The sequence below is a fragment of the Pseudomonas sp. FP2300 genome, assembly GCF_030687595.1.
Classification (GTDB): domain Bacteria; phylum Pseudomonadota; class Gammaproteobacteria; order Pseudomonadales; family Pseudomonadaceae; genus Aquipseudomonas; species Aquipseudomonas bijieensis.
This window is the reverse complement of the sequence record NZ_CP117440.1, coordinates 6,597,058-6,618,085: the sequence shown is the minus strand read 5'-3', so window position 1 is coordinate 6,618,085 and position 21,028 is coordinate 6,597,058. Positions and strand designations below refer to the sequence as shown.

General features: G+C 62.3%; 18 protein-coding genes and 2 pseudogenes. 11 read left to right on the top strand and 9 right to left on the bottom strand.

The genetic code is table 11. From position 1 onward, the window contains the following. Positions 1 to 14 precede the first annotated feature (14 nt). Positions 15 to 1,409, bottom strand: a complete 1,395-nt coding sequence (locus tag PSH86_RS29600) for a NorM family multidrug efflux MATE transporter (RefSeq protein WP_212801616.1) — start codon at positions 1,407 to 1,409, stop codon at positions 15 to 17. A 158-nt stretch (positions 1,410 to 1,567) separates the two neighbouring features. On the opposite strand from PSH86_RS29600, the gene PSH86_RS29595 reads away from it, so the two are divergent. The 4 genes and pseudogenes from PSH86_RS29595 to PSH86_RS29585 all read left to right on the top strand — a co-directional run bounded on the left by PSH86_RS29595 (position 1,568) and on the right by PSH86_RS29585 (position 6,293). Next, on the top strand, positions 1,568 to 2,488 hold the full coding sequence (locus PSH86_RS29595) for a LysR substrate-binding domain-containing protein (protein WP_109752684.1): 921 nt from the start codon (positions 1,568 to 1,570) through the stop codon (positions 2,486 to 2,488). A 187-nt stretch (positions 2,489 to 2,675) separates the two neighbouring features. Beyond that, a pseudogene (locus PSH86_RS30780) lies at positions 2,676 to 3,749 on the top strand (Cache 3/Cache 2 fusion domain-containing protein); the annotation flags it as partial. A 42-nt stretch (positions 3,750 to 3,791) separates the two neighbouring features. Continuing rightward, a complete protein-coding gene (locus PSH86_RS30775; RefSeq protein WP_370873841.1) occupies positions 3,792 to 4,652 on the top strand; it encodes a methyl-accepting chemotaxis protein in 861 nt (286 codons plus the stop codon). 426 nt (positions 4,653 to 5,078) lie between these two features. Further along, positions 5,079 to 6,293, top strand: a complete 1,215-nt coding sequence (locus tag PSH86_RS29585; RefSeq protein ID WP_305486761.1) for an aldose 1-epimerase family protein — start codon at positions 5,079 to 5,081, stop codon at positions 6,291 to 6,293. Between the two features lie 6 nt (positions 6,294 to 6,299). Here the strand turns inward: PSH86_RS29585 and PSH86_RS29580 are convergent, their stop codons facing one another. Next, complete coding sequence (locus PSH86_RS29580) at positions 6,300 to 7,793, bottom strand: YifB family Mg chelatase-like AAA ATPase (RefSeq protein WP_116833738.1); 1,494 nt, start codon at positions 7,791 to 7,793, stop codon at positions 6,300 to 6,302. Positions 7,794 to 8,054: 261 nt separating this feature from the next. Here PSH86_RS29580 and PSH86_RS29575 point away from each other — a divergent pair, with 261 nt between their 5' ends. Further along, positions 8,055 to 9,326: a sensor histidine kinase gene (locus PSH86_RS29575; RefSeq protein ID WP_116833737.1), complete on the top strand. Its 1,272-nt coding sequence runs from the start codon at positions 8,055 to 8,057 to the stop codon at positions 9,324 to 9,326. Between the two features lie 7 nt (positions 9,327 to 9,333). Here the strand turns inward: PSH86_RS29575 and PSH86_RS29570 are convergent, their stop codons facing one another. The 3 genes from PSH86_RS29570 to PSH86_RS29560 are packed head-to-tail and all read right to left on the bottom strand — an operon-like array spanning position 9,334 to position 12,941. Further along, positions 9,334 to 10,968, bottom strand: a complete 1,635-nt coding sequence (locus tag PSH86_RS29570) for a GMC family oxidoreductase (protein WP_109752674.1) — start codon at positions 10,966 to 10,968, stop codon at positions 9,334 to 9,336. Beyond that, on the bottom strand, positions 10,965 to 11,513 hold the full coding sequence (locus tag PSH86_RS29565) for a sugar dehydrogenase complex small subunit (RefSeq protein WP_109752672.1): 549 nt from the start codon (positions 11,511 to 11,513) through the stop codon (positions 10,965 to 10,967). Before PSH86_RS29565 ends, PSH86_RS29570 begins: the two co-directional genes overlap by 4 nt. 3 nt (positions 11,514 to 11,516) lie before the next feature. Continuing rightward, the gene (locus PSH86_RS29560) at positions 11,517 to 12,941 is read right to left on the bottom strand and encodes a cytochrome c (RefSeq protein ID WP_305486757.1); all 1,425 of its coding nucleotides are present in this window, start codon (positions 12,939 to 12,941) and stop codon (positions 11,517 to 11,519) included. Positions 12,942 to 13,226: 285 nt separating this feature from the next. On the opposite strand from PSH86_RS29560, the pseudogene PSH86_RS30770 reads away from it, so the two are divergent. Together PSH86_RS30770 and PSH86_RS30765 are read left to right on the top strand one after the other, a co-directional pair. Next, positions 13,227 to 14,099: pseudogene (locus tag PSH86_RS30770) on the top strand (MCP four helix bundle domain-containing protein); the annotation flags it as partial. Between the two features lie 42 nt (positions 14,100 to 14,141). Further along, a complete protein-coding gene (locus PSH86_RS30765) occupies positions 14,142 to 15,005 on the top strand; it encodes a methyl-accepting chemotaxis protein (RefSeq protein WP_370873840.1) in 864 nt (287 codons plus the stop codon). Positions 15,006 to 15,058: 53 nt separating this feature from the next. Here PSH86_RS30765 and PSH86_RS29550 read toward each other — a convergent pair whose 3' ends face one another. Next, entirely contained in the window at positions 15,059 to 15,319 is a 261-nt protein-coding gene (locus tag PSH86_RS29550) for an accessory factor UbiK family protein (protein WP_060740084.1), read from the bottom strand. A 413-nt stretch (positions 15,320 to 15,732) separates the two neighbouring features. Here PSH86_RS29550 and glnK point away from each other — a divergent pair, with 413 nt between their 5' ends. From glnK to sutA, 4 genes are all read left to right on the top strand, one after another. Further along, positions 15,733 to 16,071 carry a P-II family nitrogen regulator gene (gene glnK, locus PSH86_RS29545; RefSeq protein WP_002555808.1) on the top strand — a complete coding sequence of 113 codons (339 nt, stop codon included), beginning with the start codon at positions 15,733 to 15,735 and terminating at the stop codon, positions 16,069 to 16,071. Between the two features lie 33 nt (positions 16,072 to 16,104). Further along, entirely contained in the window at positions 16,105 to 17,439 is a 1,335-nt protein-coding gene (locus tag PSH86_RS29540) for an ammonium transporter (protein ID WP_025216105.1), read from the top strand. 212 nt (positions 17,440 to 17,651) lie between these two features. After that, positions 17,652 to 18,077, top strand: a complete 426-nt coding sequence (locus tag PSH86_RS29535; protein ID WP_109752956.1) for a secondary thiamine-phosphate synthase enzyme YjbQ — start codon at positions 17,652 to 17,654, stop codon at positions 18,075 to 18,077. Positions 18,078 to 18,179: 102 nt separating this feature from the next. Then, positions 18,180 to 18,503: a transcriptional regulator SutA gene (sutA, locus tag PSH86_RS29530; RefSeq protein WP_003206813.1), complete on the top strand. Its 324-nt coding sequence runs from the start codon at positions 18,180 to 18,182 to the stop codon at positions 18,501 to 18,503. 196 nt (positions 18,504 to 18,699) lie between these two features. Here the strand turns inward: sutA and PSH86_RS29525 are convergent, their stop codons facing one another. From PSH86_RS29525 to PSH86_RS29515, 3 genes are read right to left on the bottom strand one after another with little or no spacing between them, the layout of a single operon-like run. After that, the gene (locus PSH86_RS29525) at positions 18,700 to 19,404 is read right to left on the bottom strand and encodes an HAD family hydrolase (RefSeq protein WP_109752664.1); all 705 of its coding nucleotides are present in this window, start codon (positions 19,402 to 19,404) and stop codon (positions 18,700 to 18,702) included. Beyond that, on the bottom strand, positions 19,401 to 20,300 hold the full coding sequence (xerC, locus tag PSH86_RS29520; RefSeq protein ID WP_109752662.1) for a tyrosine recombinase XerC: 900 nt from the start codon (positions 20,298 to 20,300) through the stop codon (positions 19,401 to 19,403). Before xerC ends, PSH86_RS29525 begins: the two co-directional genes overlap by 4 nt. A gap of 2 nt (positions 20,301 to 20,302) precedes the next feature. Further along, positions 20,303 to 21,025 carry a DUF484 family protein gene (locus PSH86_RS29515; RefSeq protein ID WP_109752660.1) on the bottom strand — a complete coding sequence of 241 codons (723 nt, stop codon included), beginning with the start codon at positions 21,023 to 21,025 and terminating at the stop codon, positions 20,303 to 20,305. Between the last annotated feature and the right edge of the window lie 3 nt (positions 21,026 to 21,028).

Below are 21,028 nucleotides of genomic sequence, written 5' to 3'. Positions count from 1 at the left end.
CCCACAAGGGATGCTCATTCAGTCTGAACGACCTCGAAACGTTGCTGCCCAGGCTCACTGCGAATCATCCGTTTCATTTTCCATTCAAACGCCGCTGTCAGGCTCACGGCCGCGCAGGCCAGCCCCAGGGCCAGGCCCCACCAGACGCCGGTCGGCCCCCAGTTGAGGTGAAACGCCATCCACCACGCCGCCGGCGCGCCAATCAGCCAATAGCACCCCAGGCCTACCAGGAAGGTGGTCTTGGCGTCCTTGAGTCCGCGGATGCAGCCCATGGCAATGGTTTGCGTGCCGTCGAACAGCTCGAACCATGCCGCCACGGCCAGCAGGCTCACGGCCAGGTTGATCACGTCGCGGAACGCCGGGTCGTCGTGGTCCAGGAACAGGCCGACCAATTGATGGGGCAGCAACCAGAACACCATGGCGAACGCCAGCATGGCCGCCGCGCCAAAGCCAATCCCGACCCGACCGGCCAGGCGCGCCATCGGCAACTGCCCGGCGCCGTAGTGTTGGCCGATGCGCATGGTGATGGCGTAGGACATCCCCGCCGGCACCATGAACGCCACCGAGACGATTTGCAGGGCGATCTGGTGGGCGGCCAACGGTGTGCTGCCCATGGTGCCCATGCACAGCGCGGCGAACGCAAACAGCCCGACTTCCACCGCGTACGTGCCGCCAATCGGCAGGCCCAGGCGCCACAGTTCCTTGAGGTATTGGCGATTGGGCCGCGACAGGCCGTCGAGCAGGGGGTAGGCACGGTAGGCCGGGTGCCGATGGATGTGCCAGGCCAGTGCCAGGGCCATGCAGTTGGCGACGATGGCCGTGACCAGGCCGATCCCCATCAAGCCGAGTTTCGGCAGGCCGAACATGCCGGTGATGAGCGCGTAGTTGAGCAGGAAGTTGGCCACCGTGCCGCCGAGGCTGATCACCATGACCGGTGTGGCCCGGCCAATGGCGCTGGTGAAGCCGCGCAGGGCCATGAAGCTCAGATAGCCGGGCAGGGCGAACGGCAGCGCCAGCAGGAACTGTCCGGCGGAGAGTACGTTGGTTTCGGTCTGGCCGAACATCAGCAGTACGGGCTTGAGGTTCCACAGCAGCAACCCGGCCATCAGCGCCATCAGCCAGGCCAGCCACAGCCCGGCCTGGGTCAGCCGGGTCGCGCCTTCGACATCGCCCGCGCCCTGGCGGATCGCGACCAGGGTGCCCACCGCGGCGATCACGCCAATGCAGAAGATCGACACGAACGAATAGGTGGCCGCCCCGAGCCCGCCGCCGGCCAGGGCTTCGGGGCTCAGGCGCGCCATCATCACGGTGTCGGTGAGCACCATCAGCATGTGCGCCAACTGTGAGGCAATCAACGGCCCCGCCAGCCGCAGGATGGCCCAGAGTTCGGTACGCACAGGATGCCGCATGATCATCACGCTCCATGTTCAAACAAGGCAGTAAAGCGACGATTCTCGGCGCTCTCGGCCGATTGCACAAAAGGATAAAAAAGATCGCTGGCATGATTAAAACTCATGCTGGATGGGTTTCTGGTAGGGTTGGCAAACAACGCCATGGAGCTTTTGCGATGTCTCGTCGTCTTCCGCCTCTTTATGCGCTGCGGGCATTCGAAGCCGCGGCGCGCTACAGCTCGTTCACCCGGGCCGCTGAAGAGCTGTCGATCACCCAGAGCGCGGTCAGCCGGCACATTCGCACGCTGGAAGATCACTTTGCCTGCCGGCTGTTCCAGCGCAGCGGGCGCAACCTGCAACTGACCGAGGCGGCGCGGTTGCTGTTGCCGGGGGTACGTGAGGGCTTCATGGCGCTGGAGCGGGCCTGTCATACCTTGCATGGCGAGGATGGCATCCTGCGCATGAAAGCGCCTTCCACACTGACCATGCGCTGGTTGTTGGCGCGCCTGAGTCGCTTCCGGCATTTGCAGCCCGGCAACGAGGTGCAGCTGACCAGTGCCTGGATGGACATCGACTCGGTGGACTTCAACGTCGAGCCCTTCGATTGCGCCGTATTGCTGGGCAACGGGCACTTTCCCGCCGACTGGGAGGCCAGTTTGCTGTTTCCCGAGGAGTTGATCCCGGTGGGCGCGCCGAACCTGTTGAATGACCAGCCCTGGGATGTGGCGCGGTTGGCCAGCGCTGAATTGCTGCACCCCACGCCGGATCGCCGGGACTGGCGCAACTGGCTGCAACGCATGGGCCTGTCCGACAAGGTTTCGCTCAAGGGGGGACAGGTGTTCGATACCCTGGAGCTGGGCATGATCGCGGCGGCACGCGGCTATGGTGTTTCCATGGGCGACCTGCTGATGGTGGCCGAGGATGTCGCCCAGGGGCGCCTGAGCTTGCCATGGCCGACCGCAGTCGCCAGCGGTGAACACTATTACCTGGTCTGGCCAAAAACCCGTCCGGGTGGTGAACGTTTGCGCCGGCTCAGCGACTTCCTTCAGGGTGAAGTAAAGGCCATGCAATTACCCGACGTCGAGCGCCTGGGCTGAAACGTTGTAGTTGGCGTGATAGCCGCTTGGCATTAATCCTTGCGAACCGCTCAAGTATTTGGCTTTGCCGCCGAATCCGTGAGCATGGAACCTTCGTGCAGAAAGGGCCAACTTTCACCTCACCCGAATAGAATGCCGAGCGTGCGAGCGTGATCAGGATGATCCGGTCTCTCGGCCAGGAGCCGTCATGTCTCAACCCCGTGCCCGGATCGCCTCACAGCTAGGCCTTGCCCTCGCTGTGATATTGGCGATCGTGATCTCCGGCAGTACCGTTTTCGCCCTGCGTTCGCTGGACACTGCCAACCTCGCCACCCGTGAAGAGCACCTGGCCAGCGAAGCGCGTCTGATGGCCGATCAGCTCAATACGTTCCACAGTACCTTGCGCGAGAGTACTCAACGGTTGGCCGGCCTGTTCGAAAAGCGCTTCAGCGCCGGCCTGAGCGTGCATCCGGACCAGCCGGTGACGGTGGCGGGCGTACAAACCCCCGGCTTGAGCCTGGGCGGCGAAGTGTTGAACAACAACTTCAAGGAAGTGGATGACTTCAAAGCGATGACCGCCGGGGTTGCCACGGTTTTCGTGCGCAGCGGCGACGATTTCATCCGCGTCAGTACCTCAGTCAGCAAACAGGACGGTACGCGGGCCATCGGTACCGTGCTCGACCGTGCCGGCCCTGCCTACGGTCCGGTGATCAGCGGGCAGAGCTACATCGGTCGAGCCCTGCTTTTCGGACGCTTCTACATGTCGCAGTACACGCCCGTACGCGACAGCAGCGGCAAGATCATTGCCGTGTTGTACGTAGGCTTCGACTACACCGACGCGCAGAATGCGCAGTTCGAGAACCTCAAGCGCTTCCGCATCGGCCAGACCGGTTCGCTGGCCTTGCTGGATGAACAGAACAAATGGCTGGTGCCGCCGGCCGGCGTGCAGGCGCTGGACCAGGCGAGCGCGACCATCGTTGGGCTGGTCAAGAAACCGGGCAAGGGGGCGTTCTGGACCGATACCGCCGAAGATTTCTACAGCGTTGCCGTACCGTTCGAGGGCGGGCCGTGGGCGGTGGTGGCGAGCATGCCGAAAGCCGAGATCCGCGCCGTGACCTGGAGCGTCGGTACTCAGCTGGCCATTGGCAGCCTGCTGGCGATGTTGTTGGCGGTGGGCTCGGCGATGTGGCTGTTGCGCAGCAAACTGGCGCCACTCGGCGATCTGGTTCGCCAGGCCGAAGCCTTGGGCGCTGGCGACCTGAGCGTGCGCTTGAATGTGTCGAGTCATGATGAGATCGGTCAGTTGGCCCGTGCCTTCAACCAGATGAGCCAGGCCTTGTCGACCATGGTCGAGCACATCCGCAAGGCCTCCCAGGAGGTCAACAGCCGCGCCCAGGCGCTGTCCGGATTGTCCAGTGGGGCGTATGAAGGCATGGAGCAGCAGTCCGGCGAAATCACCAGCATGGCCGGCGCGGTGGAAGAGTTCAGTGCGACCTCATTGAACATTGCCGACAACATGGGCAACACCGAGCGCCTGGCCCAGGAAAACGCCCAGCAAACCCGCATTGGCCGGACCTCTATGGATGAAGCGTCGTCGTCCCTGGAACAGATCGCCGGTGCGCTGAACAGCACCGCCACGGTCATCAATACCTTGGGCCAGCGTTCGCAGGAAATCGGCGGTATCGTTGGCGTTATCACCTCGATCGCCGAGCAGACCAACCTGCTGGCCTTGAACGCCGCCATCGAAGCCGCCCGCGCAGGCGAGCAGGGCCGTGGTTTTGCCGTGGTGGCCGATGAAGTCCGCAGCCTGGCATCTCGCACCCGCCAGGCCACCGACGAAATTTCCAGCATGATCAACAGCATCCAGCAGGAAACCGGCAATGCCATCAGCACGATGGAGCAGGGCAACCTGTTGATGCAGGAAGGCCTGTCGCGTAACGCCAACGTGGCCTCGGCCCTGGCGCGCATCGACGAGCAAAGTCGCTCGGCCGGCCAGCAATTTGCGGCGATTACCACCGCCACCCAGGAACAAAGCAGTACTGCGACCTTGCTCAGCAGTAACCTGCAAAGCATCGCCATGGCCAACAGCGAACAGCGGCAAGTGGTCTCGAACCTGGCACTCACCGCCAAGGAACTGGAAAAACTGGCCCAGGACCTGCGCCAAGAGGTCGATCGGTTCCGCTGAGGCTTCCAGCACCGCCGTCACGAGCAAGCTCACCCACAACCCCTGTGGGAGCGAGCTTGCTCGCGATTGGGCGAGCATTTATCACCGTCCTCTCAGCCCACCACAGCACCTCAAGCCAACCCATCCCCTGTGGCGAGGGAGCTTGCTCCCGCTCGGCTGCGCAGCAGTCGTAAAACCAGACAACGCGGTTTGCCTGCCAGCATGCTGGGGGCCTGCTGCGCAGGCCAGCGGGAGCAAGCTCCCTCGCCACAGGTTGTCCGGCTGACATCCTCTCAACCTGACCCACCGCCATCGCGAGCAAGCTCGCTCCCACAGAACTGCCGATCCTGTAGCGTGCCTTTTTTAAGGGTATTGCTGTTTTTAAGCTTGCTGAAACGTTTCTTCAAGACTATAAAAACCGCACAACTCCAATAAAAGGTCGCGTCCATGACTCCGCTCAAACTCCTCGTTACCCTTGGCGCCTTGGGCGCTGCCTCCCATGCGATGGCGTGGGATTACGTCCTGCTGGATACCGATAAAGCCGCCCAACCCTGGCAAATCACCAGCCAGCAACTCGGCGTGAACACCGGCAAGCCCTTTTCCGTGACGATGCGCACCTTGCATGGTGGCCGGCAGGAAGGCGTCAGTGTGGTCGACATCGACAACGGCACCCTGAAGCTTTCAGTCGTCCCGACCCGTGGCATGAATGTGCTGCAGGCGTCGGTCGGTGACGTGCGCATGGGCTGGGACTCGCCCGTCAAGGAAGTGGTCAACCCGGCGTTCATCGAGCTCAACGGCCGAGGCGGGTTGGGGTGGCTCGAAGGCTTCAACGAACTGGTCACCCGCTGCGGCTACGAATGGGTCGGGCATCCCGGCATGGACAATGGCGAGCTGCTGACCCTGCATGGTCGCGCCGCCAATATTCCGGCCAACAAAGTCACCTTGCACATCGATGAAAAACCGCCCTATGCCATCACCCTGCGGGGCGAGTTGAAGGAGCAGGCGTTCAAGAAGGTCGATTTCTCGGTGCAGACCGAACTGGTCACCGAGCCCGGCAGTGTGACGTTCGCGCTCAACGACACGCTGACCAACAACGGCGATTACCCTAAGGAATACCAAGCGCTCTACCACAGCAATTTCAGCACGCCGTTCCTGGAGCAGGGCGCTCGTTTCGCGGCACCGGTCAAGCAGGTCTCGCCGTTCAACGACAAGGCCAAGGGCGACTTGCCCGATTGGCAAACCTACCGGGCCCCGACCAAGGATTACGACGAAACCGTCTATAACGTCGTGCCCTACGCCGACGCCAAGGGCGACACCCTTACCGTGCTGCACAACAAGGCCGGCAGCCTCGGGGTATCGGTGGGCTTCAACACCAGCACGCTTCCCGTGTTCTCCCTGTGGAAAAACACCGATACCCAGGGCCAGGGCTACGTGACCGGGCTGGAGCCAGGCACCAGTTTTTCCTATAACCGCCGGTATCAGCGACCACTGGGCCTGGTTCCCATGATCGCGCCGAAAGAGCACAAGCAGTTCCAGATCCACTACAGCCTGCTGGCGGATAAGGGCGCCGTGGATAAAGCCCTCAAACGCATCGATGAAATCCAGGGTGGCCGGGAAACCGAGGTGCGGGGTACGCCGCTGGTGGACCTGAGCAAGCCGTGACGCACTTCAGGGCGTAGCGGGCCGATACTGCAACGCCTCGGCCAAGTGCTCCCGACTGATCCGATCCACCCGCTCAAGGTCTGCCAACGTACGGGCGACCTTGAGCAGGCGGTGGGCGGCGCGCAGCGACAGGGTCAGTCGTTCGCAAGCGGTTTCCAGCCAGGTTTCATCGAGTGCGGATAGTTTGCAATGCCGACGCAAGCCCGGCAGATCCAGGAATGCGTTGGCACAGCCCTGGCGTTTTTGCTGGCGTTCCCGGGCTTCGGCCACGTGCTCGGCGACGGTGGCCGTATCGGCACCGGGTTCGCTTTTGGGATTCAACGCCGTGGCCTCGCGGGCGACCGTCAGGTGCAGGTCGATGCGGTCCAGCAGGGGGCCGGAGAGCTTATTGCGGTAGCGCTGCACCATGTCTGGCGTACAGGAGCAACGGCCGCTGGGCTCGCCTAGGTATCCACAGGGGCAGGGATTCATTGCTGCCACCAACTGGAAACGCGCCGGGAAGCGGACTCGGTCGCGGGCACGAGAAACCACGATGTGCCCAGACTCCAGCGGCTCCCTCAAGACCTCCAGCACCCGGCGGTCGAACTCTGGCAGTTCATCTAAAAACAACACGCCATGGTGGGCGAGGGTGATCTCCCCTGGCTGCGGTTTTGACCCGCCACCCACCAGCGCGGGACCGGAAGCCGAGTGGTGGGGCTGGCGAAACGGCCGTTGCGGCCAATGGCTCAACGGCACGCAACTGGCCACCGACTGGATGGCCGCGACCTCCAGGGCCTCACTTTCCGCCAACGGCGGTAACAGCCCCGGCAAACGGCTCGCCAGCAGTGTCTTGCCGGTGCCCGGTGGCCCGCTGAACAGCAGGTTATGAGCTCCCGCGGCGGCGATCAGCAGTGCCCGCTTGGCCCCGGCCTGGCCTTGCACTTCATTCAGGTCGGGGTAGGGTTTGCTGGCCGAGAGCAGTCCATTGGAAACGAAAGGCTCGACCGGCGTGTGACCGTTGAAATGCGCCACCGCTTCGAGCAGATGATCCACGGCGATCACCTTCAGCCCGGAGGCCAGGCAGGCTTCCTCGGCATTGGCCCGTGGCACCACCAGCATGCGCCCGGCCTTGCGCGCCGCCAGTGCCGCGGGTAACACCCCGCGCACCGGACGCACCGCGCCGGACAATGCCAGCTCACCGAGGCATTCCACATCGTCAAGCGTCAGGGTTGGCACCTGCACGCTGGCCGACAGGATCCCCAAGGCAATGGCCAGGTCGAAGCGCCCGCCGTCCTTTGGCAGATCTGCCGGAGCCAGGTTCAGGGTGATGCGCCGCGCCGGGAAATTCAGCCCCGAATTGATGATCGCGCTGCGCACCCGATCCTTGCTTTCCTTTACCGCCGCCTCTGGCAGACCCACCATCGTCAGCGATGGCAAGCCGTTGGCCAAGTGAACTTCAACGGTAACGGCAGGAGCCTCGACCCCGACTTGGGCACGGCTGTGGACAATGGCGAGCGACATGAATCGTTCCTTGAGTGAAGGGGGCGCCGCGTCCTGCGGCTCTCGAAGGTTAGTCGTGGGGATGAACGTGGGCGCGGAAATTGAGGGAGGAAAATTTGGCAGGATGTTGCGACAGTCAGTGACAGTCGAGGGGCGGCAAGCGCGATACGATTCAGCAAATGCCATCCTTCACCCGCCCAAGCGAAATGCCCGGGACCGGCCTAGACTCCGATTTGCCTAGTCGGCACTTGGCTGTATCAACGGCACAGGGAGGAAGTGGCCATGAACGATCTGCTGGCTCTGTTAACCGACAAGCGTTTCATGCCCCACGGGCATTGCTATATGTGGCGTCCGGACCTGCTGTGGACCAATGTGATCGCCGACGGCTTGATCACTTTGTCCTACGTCACCATTCCCTTCACCCTCCTGTACTTTATCCACAAGCGCAAGGATGTGCCGTTCGATTGGATGCTGGCGGCCTTTGGCGTGTTTATCCTGGCCTGCGGCACCAGCCATGTGATGGAGATCCTGACTATCTGGCAGCCCTATTACTGGCTGTCGGCGCTGGTCAAGGTGATCACCGCGATTGCCTCCGTGATTACCGCCATCCTGCTGGTCCGGTTGGTGCCGGCGGCGCTGAAGATTCCCAGCCCGCAGCAATTGGCCAAGGTCAACGACGAGTTGCGCGAGGCGCAGGCCGAACTGGTCACCACCGCCCGCCGGGCCGGCATGGCGGAGATCGCCACCAACGTGCTGCACAACGTGGGCAATGTGCTCAATAGCGTCAACGTGTCAGCCCAGGTCCTGTACGAGAAGGTGCATACATCCAAGGGCCCAGGAGTAGCCAAGGTCGTCCAACTGATGAGGGAGCATCCCGATGACCTCGGCGATTTCATCAGCAGCGACCCTAAAGGTCGCGCGCTACCCGACTATCTCGACAAACTGGCCGATGCGCTGGCCATCGAACAGCAGGCGATGATCGCCGAGTTGGCGCAGTTGACCCGCAGAATCGACCATATCAAGGAAATCGTCGCCACCCAGCAGTCCTACGCCGGCAACTCCAGCGTATTGGAGCCGGGCTCGCTGCGAGAGTTGGTCGAGGATGTCGTACGCATTTGCGATGTATCCCTGACCCGCCACCACATCACGCTGATCAAGGAATTCATCGATATCCCGCAAATGCCGCTGGACAAGCACCGAGTGCTGCAGATCCTGGTCAATCTGATCAACAATGCCAAGCAGGCGCTGGACGCGGGTACGAATCGGCCGCCGCAGATCATCCTGCGCCTGAAGGTCGTTGACGATGGGCGCGTGCGGGTCGAGGTCGAGGACAACGGCGAGGGGATTGCGCAGGACAACCTGGCGCGGGTGTTCGAGCACGGCTTCACCACGCGTGTCGACGGCCACGGCTTTGGTTTGCACAGCTGCATTCTGGCGGCGCACGAGATGGGGGGCGATCTGACCGCGCAGAGTGCCGGGCCGGGCAGCGGCGCGCTGTTTAGCCTGGAGCTGCCGCTGACCCCGGCCCCCTCTCAGCGGGCGGCGGAGGGTTGAACAGGCTTTACACCTCCCTCAGCAATTGATCGGCGATCCGTATGCTCAGTGCGGCCCCTGTCAGCGTGGGGTTCACGCAGGATGATGACGGCATCACGCTGGTCCCGGCGATAAACAGATTGGCGTGGTCGTGGCTGCGGCAGTCGCGGTCGACCACCGAGTTTTTCGGATCGTTACCCATGATGGTGGTGCCCATGATGTGCTGACGGTTCTGGAAGTTGACGTCGGTGCTGAGGATGTCGGCGTCGAGCAGGTGGGCGAACTGCTTGAGGTCCTCCAAGGCCTTTTCCTTGCCCGCGTGCCAGTAGTCGGGAACGCTGTAGTAGATCTCCGGCACCGGCAGGCCAATCGCGTCGAAGCGGGTCTTGCTCGGAGTGACGCGGTTTTCCGGCAGCGGCAGGGTTTCGAAGTCCACTGCCCAGTTCAAGGAGCGCGCCGACTGCAGGCGGATCTGTTCGTCGAGCTTGGAGCCCAGCACGCCCTTGGCGATCAGGTTGGTGGTGATCTGCGAGGTGGGCACCGTGTTGCGCACCTTGATCTTGTAGCTCGGGTAATCCTTGCGGAAGGCGCCGTCGCGGCTGTTCAGGTAGACCAGCAACTGGGTCGGTCCCTCGCCGGGCCACATGTCCTCCTTGGTCATCACGTTCATGCTCACGCCGGTGTGGTCCATCAGGTTGCGGCCGACCTGGTCGGAGGTGTTGGCGATGCCGTTGGGGTATCGCTCGGACGTGGACATCAGCAACAGCTTCGGCGATTCGATGCCATAGGCCGCCAGCACGAAGTAGCGGGCGGTCAGGCGATGCTGGGTCTTGTCCGGGCGCATGTACCAGATCGCGGTGATCTTGCCGTCGTCACCGGCCTCGATCCGGTACACCACCGAGTTGTCCAGGACCTTGGCGCCATGGCGCTCGGCCTCGTCGATGTGCATCGAACCGTCGTACTTGGCGGCAATCGGGCAGACCGGGTTGCAGTTGTTGTTGCCCGCGCACGGCGGACGCTTGCCATAGGGGCGGGTGGCGCGTCCGTTGGGTTCGAGGATCGGGTTGTAGCCGCCCTTGCTCAACAGGCTCGAGAGACGCTTGAACATGTAGCTGGGCTTGAGGCCTTCCATCGGGTAAGGGATCGAGCGCGGTGGATAGGCCGCGCCACCCTGGCCGCTTTCATCCTGGCCGTCGACCCCGGACACACCCAGCTCGGTCTCGGCGCGGGCGTAGAAAGGCTCCAATTCGTCATAGCTGATTGGCCAGTCACGCCCGCGCCCGTAGAGGGCGTTGAGGCGGAAGTCGTTGGGCAGCATGCGCCACAGCGAGGAACCGAAGTGCCAGGTGGTGCCGCCGACCACCCGCAGGTAGGAGGTGTTGTACTTCACCGGGCCGACCTGCTGCAGGTAGTCGCCATAGGTGGAAGGTGCGTGGGGCAAGCTTGGATAGGGCGAACCGGCGCCTTGCAGCTTGGCATTGGCCAGTGAGAGCTTGACCGGCGCATTGCGGAAGGTTTCGACGATGTCGCGGCGGTTCACCCGCGGGCCCGCTTCGAGAACGATCACGGACTTGTTCGACTTGGCCAGCTCGCTGGCAATCAAGCCACCCATCACGCCGGAGCCGATGACGACCACATCGGCGTCGTAAACAACGCTGCTCATAGTTTGAAATCCTGCGTGTCGGCTGGCTTGGCGCCCCAGGAGTCGGGGCCGCCACCGTAGGTTGGAATGATGAGAATGCCGTGGGTCGGGCGATACATCAGCGCCTCGGAGTAACTGATCAGTTCGGCATCGGCGAGCTCGCCGACGATGCCCAGGTACCAGGCCGAAATGATGCTGGTGGCCGTCGCTTTCAACGATGGGTCCGGGTTGGCCTGGGCCAGGTATTCATCCACATGCTTGAAGCCCTGCCCGTCGACCAGTTGCCTGAGGGCGCCGACATTGCCACTGAAGTTCGGTGCGCGCCGGCTCAGGGCGCGGTAGTAGCGCGCCGCCAGGACCGGGTTGACCGGACGGCTGACCAGGAATTGCGACAGGGCGATAAAGTCCTGGTCGCCCTCGGCCATCACCGATTGCCAGGGGCCGAGGCCTCCGACCAAGGCCACCAGGCCCAGGGTGACCGACCCGCGCAGCAGGCCGCGGCGGGATAGGTGGTTGGTGGGGGTAGATGAAACGGGCATGTGTTTGTCGGTCATTGAAGTGTCCATTGCTCAGGCCTCCTGCAGCCGGCGACGAGCCTTGAGCCTGTAAAGCCCCAGGAGGATCAGCAGGCCGAGCACAACCAGTGCCGGTACGCTGTAGCGTGCCAGCACTGCGATGGGGGCCTTGGGTCCGCCTTCGCGAACCTGTGCCACATCGGCGGCAGTCACGTTCAATCCGGCGTTGCCGTAGCGGGACACGACGTAGTTGCTGACGTCGGCGATCTGCTGGTCGTCGAGACGATCGGTGAACAGCGCACCGGGACCGAAGCCCGGCATGTCGATTGCCACGCCGTCGACTTCGCGATGCACGCCGTAGACGATCGTCGCGATCAGGTTGTCGCGGCGGCTGGTCGCGGTGTTGTGGAACAGTGACGGATATTCACGGGTGCCCTCGCCGTTGGCCTGGTGACAGTTGGCGCAGGTGCCGCTGAAGATGTGCCAGCCCGGATTGTCCTGCGGCTTGCCGCCACGCAGGCTGAGTTCGTCGTTCGAGGCCTGACCGAAGGTATGGCGGGCCTGTTGCTCGCCGGTAGCGATCGGTGGGGTCTGCAGCAGATAGGCCGCGATGGCCTTGAGGTCATCTTCGCCAAGGTACTGCAGGCTGTTCTCGACCGCTTCGGCCATGGGGCCGGCCGCCTGTGCCTTGCCCCCTACATGACCGGTGCGCAGGTAGGCAACGAGCTCATCGCTCGACCAGGCACCGATCCCACTGGTCTTGTCCGAGGTGATGTTGGGTGCATACCAGGCGCCCAGTGAACCGCCGGAAAGCGCCTTGGCGTTATCCGCTGCCATCAGGGCATTGCGCGGGGTATGGCAGGTGTCGCAATGGGCCAGTGCGTTGACCAGGTAGTCACCGCGATTGACCTGCGCGGACTTGCCCGGATCCGCTTCGAAGCGTTTCTGGCTATGGAACAGGGCGTTCCAGCCGAGCATCGAGGCGCGGATATTGAACGGAAAGTCGAGTTCGGTCTTGGGACTGGGCGTATCCACCGGCGTGACTTCATCCATGAAGTACTGGTACAGGGCGGCAACGTCGCTGTCGGTCATCTTTGCGTAGGAGGTGTAGGGCATCGCCGGGTACAGGTGGGTGCCGTCCGGGGTCACGCCGTCGCGCACGGCGCGGGCGAAGTCTGCCTGAGTGTATTGGCCGATGCCGGCGGTCTTGGAAGGGGTGATGTTCGTTGAGTAGATGACGCCCATTGGCGAGTTGAGTGGATAACCGCCGACAAAGGGCTTGCCGCCGAGGGTGCTATGGCAGGCCACGCAATCGGCGGCCACTGCCAGTCGCTTGCCGGGCGAGGCGCTGGTATCGAGCGTTTCGCCATGGGCTGCCAGGCTGATCGTTATCAGGGCCAGGCACTCTGCAAGCTTCTTCCTCACGGGTTTGGCCTTGCGCACACCGGGCAATGGCTGACCCATCCTCTGCGGATGCATGTGTAACTCCTCACGGTGGGGCTTCGATGCACGTTCTTAGGTTCATTTCATAGAAATGGCCTAAGTCATACGATGTCTTATGTTGTGATCAATGTGTCACATGATGTAACATTTCTCAAGAAATATGGCTATAAGCCATCATTTAATTTTTTCATTAAATGTCTCTATCTCAAGTATTTCAGAAGATATTTGGCCTATGGCGTTGTGAGCGCAATGGGCAAAAAAGCGAGGAGGTCGCTCCATCAAGTTTGAAGGCGAGCAGGGAATTTAGCTTGTACGTTTGTGATGTTGTACGACGTCTTGCTCGAGGTTTATATCAGCGGCGATGGAGTCTGGACACAGGCCCTTTACCTGGCGTTACGCGGGGCAGGGAAATGCACACATAGCAGGGCTGCTGGACCAGCATCCCGTGAGGATCCACCGATGAACTGGCTCAATGACGCAAAATTATCAACCAAACTGATCACCTCGTTTTTCCTCTGCGCCCTGATCACGCTCGCCGTGGGCATGCTTGGCGTCAGTGGGGTTTCCGCACTGTCGACACGTTTGCAGGGGGTGTTCAACAACAACCTGGTCTCGGTCGCCAATACGTCGCAGACCAAGACCAAGGCGGTCGGCCAGACGCGCGACATGTACCGACTGTATGTCGCTACCGCCGGCAATGCTCCGCAGAGCATGAAGGATGAGTTTCTCGCTTCGATGAAAGCCAATCAGTTGGCCAGCGAAAAGGCTTTCGCCGATTACCGCAAAGGCAACCTGGCTGAAGACGAGCGCATCGCTGGCGACCAGATGGCCCGGGATTGGCCGGTCTACCAGGCCATGGTGCAGCAGTACGTGGCGATGATGGCGGCTGGCGACCTGGAGAACGGTCGCACCCTGTTGCTGGGTGACCTGCAGAAGACTTATCGCAAGGTGATGGACCAGTTGACCATCATGATCGACTCCAATGACCGTCAGATCAGCGAAGACGCCAAGGCCGCCACGCAGCAGGAGGCGACGGCCAAGACCGTGCTGTACAGCGGCATTGTCGTGGCGTTTATCGCCGCGCTGCTGTTGGGCATGTTTATCAGTCGCCTGATCAGTCGACCGATTGCCGTGGCGGTCGATTGCGCACAACGCATCGCCCAGGGCGATCTCACTCAGCACATCACCAGCAACAGTCGCGATGAGGCCGGCCAGTTGCTCAAGGCCTTGGGCGATATGCAGACGAGTTTGAAGGCCACCATCCAGCAGATTGCCAACGCTTCGGACCAATTGGCGTCTGCCGCCGAGGAGCTGACGGCGGTCACCGATGATGGCAGTCGTGCCTTGATCCGGCAGAATGACGAAATCCAGCAGGCCGCTACCGCCGTGACCGAAATGACTTCAGCGGTCGAGGAGGTGGCCCGCAACGCGGTCTCCACTTCACAGGCTTCGCAATCGACCAGCACACAGGCCAGCGAGGGACGTGATCAGGCCCGTAGCGCGGTGCAGGCGATCGACACTGCGACCCAGGAAATCACCTCGTCCACCGGCCTGGTCAGGGATCTTGCCGTTCAGGTACGCGATATTGGCAAGGTGCTGGATGTGATCCGCGGGATCGCTGAACAAACCAACCTGTTGGCGCTCAACGCGGCCATCGAGGCGGCTCGCGCCGGGGAGCAGGGCCGCGGTTTTGCCGTGGTGGCCGATGAGGTTCGCGCCCTGGCGGCACGCACCCAGGCGTCAACCGGTGAAATCGAGAGCATGATCCACGCGGTGCAGGACCGTGCCGACAGCGCGGTCGATGCCATGGGCAAGAGCCAGGCGCTGGTGACCGAGACCCAGAGCCTGGCCCGGGCCACGGGCGAGGCGCTGGAGCAGATCGCCGACGGCATCTCGCAGATCAATGACCGTAACCTGGTGATTGCCACGGCTTCCGAGGAGCAGGCCCATGTGGCCCGGGAGGTTGATCGCAACCTGGTGAATATCCAGGATCTCTCGACCCAGACCGCCGCTGGGGCGAACCAGACCAACGCTTCGAGTCAGGAGCTGTCCAACCTGGCCCTGTCATTCAATACACTGGTTGGCCGTTTCCGTCTCTGACCCGTCGGGCTGAATACGCCTGGGCTACCGGGCGTATGTCGCCGGCGTGCGGTTTATTCCTGGGCCGGAGCCAGTCGCGCTTCCAACTCCGCGACCTTGGCCTCCAGGCTTTCGAGCCGCGCCCGAGTCCGGGCCAGCACGACCATCTGGCTGTCGAATTCTTCCCGGCTCACCAGGTCCAGTTTGCTGAACCCGCTTTGCAGCAGAGCCTTGAACTGGCTTTCGATTTCGCTCTTGGGCAGCGGCGTGTCACCACTCAAGATACGGGAGGCGTGGCCGCTCAGGGCGTCGAGGAGGTCTTTGGGCGCAAGCATATGCAGTGTCCTGAAAACAATGGCGGGCAGTGTACCACGCAGTGTCTATAGTCAATTTGCAAGCAAGGATGCACGCTTTTCGCGCACGAGGCCGGGCATCGTCGCACTGTTGTTGTGCGTATCGCTGCGGTTCGTGGGGCGGAGCAAGCGGGCACGGTGGGTAAGAGACTGAAATCAGAGGGTTTGGGTACAGATGGCAAGGTTTCTGCTTAGAGGCTGATGACCCATGCACTGATGCAGTCGCTGTGACGAATGCAGTGCAGCAGGCGGAACGGGGAGTTTCGTCAGGATCGGTTAACTGGCACCTGTCGGGCAACTTGGGCCGACGATGCGTTACAAAGCCAGGCACTGCGCTTAGACTTGAGTCGGGTTTGTTTTCCTGGGGCAAGTCCACCAATTCGGGAGAAAGTTTCATGAAGCTAGTCACTGCCATCATCAAGCCGTTCAAGTTGGACGACGTGCGCGAGTCGTTGTCCGAGATCGGCGTGCAGGGCATTACCGTTACTGAGGTCAAAGGCTTCGGTCGGCAGAAAGGTCACACCGAGCTGTATCGCGGCGCGGAATACGTGGTCGATTTCCTGCCCAAGGTGAAGATTGATGTCGCCATTGACGACAAGGATCTTGACCGGGTGATCGAGGCAATCACCAAGGCCGCCAACACCGGCAAGATCGGTGACGGGAAGATCTTTGTGGTCAATCTGGAACAGGCTATCCGCATCCGTACCGGCGAAACCGATACCGACGCCATCTAAGCCGCCAAACCCAACGCCCCAGGAGAAAACAATATGACTCTGCGTAAATTCGCAGGGCTAGGAGCCCTGTTGTCCTTCGCAATGCCAGGCCTGGCCATGGCAGAAGAAGCGGCAGCCCCAGTCCTGAACTCCGGCGACACCGCTTGGATGCTCACGGCCACGATTCTTGTACTGTTCATGACCATTCCCGGCCTGGCACTGTTCTACGGTGGCATGGTCCGGTCGAAAAACCTTCTTTCCGTGATGATGCAGTGCTTTGCCATTACCGGTCTGATCAGCGTCCTGTGGGTCATCTATGGCTACAGCATCGCGTTCGACACCACCGGCATGGAGCAGGGCGTCGTCAACTTCAACTCCTTTGTCGGCGGCCTGGGCAAAGCGTTCCTGGCAGGCGTCACCCCGTCCAGCCTGACCGGCCCGGCGGCGCTGTTCCCTGAAGCAGTGTTCATTACCTTCCAGATGACTTTCGCCATCATCACTCCAGCGCTGATCGTCGGTGCGTTTGCCGAGCGGATGAAGTTCTCCGCCATGCTGGTTTTCATGGGCGTATGGTTCACCCTGGTGTATGCACCGATCGCCCACATGGTCTGGTCCGGTAACGGCGGCCTGCTGTGGGACTGGGGCGTGCTGGACTTCGCTGGCGGCACCGTGGTGCACATCAACGCCGGTATCGCCGGCCTGGTGGCGTGCCTGGTACTGGGCAAGCGCAAAGGCTTCCCGACCACGCCGATGGCGCCGCATAACCTGGGCTATACCCTGATGGGCGCGGCGATGCTGTGGGTTGGCTGGTTCGGCTTCAACGCCGGTTCCGCAGTCGCTGCCAACGGCACCGCCGGCATGGCGATGCTGGTGACCCAGATCGCTACCGCCGCCGCGGCGCTGGGCTGGATGTTTGCCGAGTGGATCACCCACGGCAAGCCAAGCGCACTGGGCATCGCCTCGGGCGTGGTGGCCGGCCTGGTTGCAATCACCCCGGCTGCCGGCACCGTGGGCCCGATGGGCGCCCTGGTCATCGGCCTGGCGGCGGGCGTGGTGTGCTTCTTCTGCGCCACCACCCTCAAGCGCAAACTCGGCTACGACGACTCCCTGGACGCCTTCGGCGTGCACGGCATTGGCGGTATCCTCGGCGCGATCCTGACCGGTGTGTTCGCGGCACCGGCACTGGGTGGCTTCGGCACCGTGACCGATATCGGTGCGCAAGTGTGGATTCAATTCAAGGGCGTGGCTTTCACCGTGGTCTACACCGCGATCGTCACCTTCATCATTCTCAAGGTGCTGGACGCCGTCATGGGGCTGCGTGTCTCCGAGGAAGAAGAGGCCGTGGGCCTGGACCTGGCCCAACACAACGAACGTGGCTACAACCTGTAAGCACACGCAATAAAAAATGCCCGGTTCGCCGGGCATTTTTTTGTCTGGAATTTGTCACTGCTCACAGGACGCGGCGGTTTTCCCGACGCCTTTTGTTGTGGATGCGACATGGGGTTTTGTACCGCCAAAGGCTTACATCGAAGCAAGAATATTAGGCCCTTTGTTTTTTCCCAGAGCGCGCTAGAATGCGCGCCGAACGTGCGGAGATCTGTATGTGGCAACAGACGCTGATAACCCTGCGGGCAAGGCCCCGGGGCTTTCATCTGGTGACGGACGAATTGCTTGCCGGCCTGCCTGAACTCCAGGCGTGTCGTGTCGGTCTGTTGCATCTGTGGCTGCAGCATACCTCGGCTTCGTTGACCATCAACGAGAACGCCGATTCGGCGGTACGTCGAGACTTCGAACGATTTTTCAATCGGCTGATCCCACAAGGAACCGCCGACTATGAGCACAACGACGAAGGCCTGGACGACCTCCCGGCGCACTTCAAGGCCAGTGTGCTCGGTTGCCAGCTCAGCCTGCCGGTCACGGCAGGACGGTTGGCATTGGGTACCTGGCAAGGTGTTTATCTGGGCGAGCACCGTGATCACGGCGGTGCTCGTAAAGTCCTCGCCACCTTGTACGGTGAAGGGGCATAACCGCTGATTGCCGGCGGATGTTGAATTTTTTCTGGCAGCCTTCGAACAGATGGCGAAGCTGGGCTATAACTAATCTGCTTTTCGCAAGTCATGAGGTAGAACATGAGCGACGATGATCTGGAAAACGACGACCTCGAAGTGGGCGACGAAGACGAGACCGAAGAAGGCCTTGAAGCGGCGGCTGAAGACGTAGCCGACGATGATGGGGCCGATGTTCCGGTTCCTACCGCCAAAGGCAAGGCCAAGGCCGCGGTGTCGGTCGACGAGTTGCCGAGCGTAGAGGCCAAGAACAAGGAGCGTGATGCGCTCGCCAAGGCCATGGAGGAATTCCTGGCCAGGGGCGGTAAGGTGCAGGAAGTGGAGGCCAACGTGGTCGCTGATCCGCCCAAGAAGCCGGACAACAAGTACGGCAGCCGCCCTATCTGAGCTTCTGCTTCTTGCTTGCTGAAAAAGCCCGCCGTCGCTGCGGGCTTTTTCATGGGCCAGATAAAGTCTCGGACCTGTGGGAGCGAGCCTGCTCGCGATAGCGGTGGGTCTGCTGGTATTGATGTTGGATGTGCCGCCGCCATCGCGAGCAGGCTCGCTCCCGCAAAGGGGGGTTGGCGGCTACAGAGTAGTGGGTTCAGGGTTGGCTATGCCAACCTGCCAGCAACCCCGGCAGTTCGGTCAGGCTGCGAATCTCCGCATCTGGCGCATGGTCGGCCTCCCAGGCCTTGCCCGTCGGGTTGAACCACACCGCGCGCAGGCCGGCCTGTTGGGCGCCGGCGATGTCATCGCCCGGGTGATCGCCAATGTGCACGGCGGTCTGCGCCGTGGCGCCGCCGCGTTGCAGGGCTTCGTGGAACAGTCGGGCGTCAGGCTTGGCGATGCCAATGTCTTCGGCGCACAAGGCGAACTTGAAATAGTCCGCCAGCCCCAGGCGCCGCACGTCGGCATTGCCATTGGTGACCACGCCAAGGGCGAAATGATTGGCCAGGATCTCCAGGGTGGGCTGCACCTCGGGGAAAACCTCCAGTTGATGACGGGCATGCAGGAACGTCTCGAATGCCTCGTCCGCCAGCTCAGACGCTTGCCACTGATCGTAGCCGGCCTCTTGCAGTGCGCGGAACAGCACCCGTCGGCGCAATGCACTGATGCGATGCTTCAGGCCGGGCTCTTCGCGCAAGACTTGCTCGCGAATCGAAAAAAGATGCTCCACCGGTACGCCGCCCAGGTTCGGTGCGTTGTCGGTCAGCCATTGGCGGAGTACGGCTTCGGCGCTGGCGATCACCGGGGCGGTATCCCACAGGGTGTCGTCCAGGTCGAAAGTGATGAGCTCGATGGTCATGATTCGTCGCCCTTGATGCGTTTGGCCCTGGGGTGGGCACTGTCATAGACCGTCGCCAGGTGCTGGAAGTCCAGATGGGTATAGATCTGTGTGGTCTTGATGTCCGAGTGGCCGAGCAACTCCTGGACGGCGCGCAGGTCCTGGGACGATTCCAAAAGATGGCTGGCGAAGGAGTGCCTGAGCATATGTGGGTGCAGGTTCTGTCCCAGCTCGCGTTCACCGGCGGCCTTGACCCGCAACTGAATCGCCCGCGGGCCCAGGCGCCGCCCTTGTTGGCTGACGAAGACCGCGTCGTCGGCGGGGTTGGTCAGCGCCCGCAGCGCCAGCCACTGCTCCAGGGCTTCGCGGGCCTTGCGGCCGACGGGCAGCAGGCGTGTCTTGCTGCCCTTGCCGAGCACCTGGACCATGCCATCGGCCAGGTCCAGTTGATCCAGGTTAAGCCCCGTCAGTTCCGAAAGCCGCAGGCCGGAAGAATAGAACAGCTCGAGAATCGCCTGGTCGCGTCGTGCCAGGAAGTCATCCTCGACGGCGCCTTCAAGCAATTGCAGGGCGCGGTCGGTATCGAGGGTCTTGGGCAGCCGGCGTTCGCCCTTGGGCGGCGCCAGGCCGGTGGCCGGGTCGTGATCGCACAAGCCTTCGCGGTTGAGGTAGTGATACAGGCCACGCACCGCCGACAACAGCCGCGCCAGGCTGCGGGAGGATTGCCCCTGTTGATGCAGGCGGGCGACCAGGCTGCGCAAGCGCTGGATGTCCAGGGCCGCCCAGCTGCCGATGTTCTGCTTCTGGCACCAGCCCAGGACTTTTTCCAGGTCGCGGCGATAAGCCGACAGCGTGTGGGGCGACACCTGGCGCTCACTGCGCAGGTGTTCGCAGTAGGCGTCCAGTTGCCGTTCCATCATCAGCGTACCGAGCGCAGCGAACCGGCGACCCTTGGCAGCACCCGGCCGGTGACTTCGGCGATGTAGCTCAAGAACAGCGTGCCCACCGAACTCTTGTAGTGCTGCGGATCGCGGCTGGCGATGGCCAGCACGCCGTGCACGCCCTGGTGGGCGATGGCGACGACGGCGGTGGAGCCGATCTGCTTGCGTTGTTCTTCGCCGAACAGGAAGTCCAGCTCATGCTCGCGCAGGCTACCGCTGACGCTTTTGTTTTCCGTGAGCAGGCCGCCGATGGCTGTCTGCGCTTCGGCGTGGGTTACCCAGCGGCCCACCGGCATGGCGTTGTCGCCAAACAGGATCAGGCTGACGAAGGGCACCTGGAAATCCTGGCGCAGGCTGTCTTCGACACTCATGACCAGGTCTTCGAGGGTGCTGGCGTCCATCAGGGCCAGGATCAGCCGACGGGTCTTGTCGAAAAGCCGGTCGTTGTCCCGGGCCACGTCCATCAGGTGCGAAAGACGATGGCGCATTTCGATGTTGCGCTCGCGCAGGATTTTCATCTGGTGTTCCACCAGCGACACGGTATCGCCGCGCCGGTGGGGGATGCGCATCGTCGCAAGCAGTTCTTCGTGCTCGACGAAGAAATCCGGATGAGCCTCCAGATAGGCCGCCACGGCCGCGGCTTCTGGAAGGCTGGGGGATTCGTCGGGCTGTGGGGCTGGAACCTGTGGCTGGTCGGTCATGGG

What these genes read in the sequence shown, in the direction of transcription:
- PSH86_RS29600 (WP_212801616.1), bottom strand. Translation starts at nt 1,409, where the DNA reads ATGCGGCATCCTGTGCGTACCGAACTCTGGGCCATCCTGCGGCTGGCG.
- PSH86_RS30775 (WP_370873841.1), top strand. Translation starts at nt 3,792, where the DNA reads ATGAGCCAGGCCTTGTCGACCATGGTCGAGCACATCCGCAAGGCCTCC.
- PSH86_RS30765 (WP_370873840.1), top strand. Translation starts at nt 14,142, where the DNA reads ATGCAGACGAGTTTGAAGGCCACCATCCAGCAGATTGCCAACGCTTCG.
- PSH86_RS29565 (WP_109752672.1), bottom strand. Translation starts at nt 11,513, where the DNA reads ATGGACACTTCAATGACCGACAAACACATGCCCGTTTCATCTACCCCC.
- PSH86_RS29585 (WP_305486761.1), top strand. Translation starts at nt 5,079, where the DNA reads ATGACTCCGCTCAAACTCCTCGTTACCCTTGGCGCCTTGGGCGCTGCC.
- xerC (WP_109752662.1), bottom strand. Translation starts at nt 20,300, where the DNA reads ATGGAACGGCAACTGGACGCCTACTGCGAACACCTGCGCAGTGAGCGC.
- PSH86_RS29575 (WP_116833737.1), top strand. Translation starts at nt 8,055, where the DNA reads ATGAACGATCTGCTGGCTCTGTTAACCGACAAGCGTTTCATGCCCCAC.
- PSH86_RS29540 (WP_025216105.1), top strand. Translation starts at nt 16,105, where the DNA reads ATGACTCTGCGTAAATTCGCAGGGCTAGGAGCCCTGTTGTCCTTCGCA.
- PSH86_RS29560 (WP_305486757.1), bottom strand. Translation starts at nt 12,941, where the DNA reads ATGCATCCGCAGAGGATGGGTCAGCCATTGCCCGGTGTGCGCAAGGCC.
- glnK (WP_002555808.1), top strand. Translation starts at nt 15,733, where the DNA reads ATGAAGCTAGTCACTGCCATCATCAAGCCGTTCAAGTTGGACGACGTG.
- PSH86_RS29580 (WP_116833738.1), bottom strand. Translation starts at nt 7,793, where the DNA reads ATGTCGCTCGCCATTGTCCACAGCCGTGCCCAAGTCGGGGTCGAGGCT.
- PSH86_RS29535 (WP_109752956.1), top strand. Translation starts at nt 17,652, where the DNA reads ATGTGGCAACAGACGCTGATAACCCTGCGGGCAAGGCCCCGGGGCTTT.
- PSH86_RS29550 (WP_060740084.1), bottom strand. Translation starts at nt 15,319, where the DNA reads ATGCTTGCGCCCAAAGACCTCCTCGACGCCCTGAGCGGCCACGCCTCC.
- PSH86_RS29570 (WP_109752674.1), bottom strand. Translation starts at nt 10,968, where the DNA reads ATGAGCAGCGTTGTTTACGACGCCGATGTGGTCGTCATCGGCTCCGGC.
- PSH86_RS29525 (WP_109752664.1), bottom strand. Translation starts at nt 19,404, where the DNA reads ATGACCATCGAGCTCATCACTTTCGACCTGGACGACACCCTGTGGGAT.
- PSH86_RS29595 (WP_109752684.1), top strand. Translation starts at nt 1,568, where the DNA reads ATGTCTCGTCGTCTTCCGCCTCTTTATGCGCTGCGGGCATTCGAAGCC.
- PSH86_RS29515 (WP_109752660.1), bottom strand. Translation starts at nt 21,025, where the DNA reads ATGACCGACCAGCCACAGGTTCCAGCCCCACAGCCCGACGAATCCCCC.
- sutA (WP_003206813.1), top strand. Translation starts at nt 18,180, where the DNA reads ATGAGCGACGATGATCTGGAAAACGACGACCTCGAAGTGGGCGACGAA.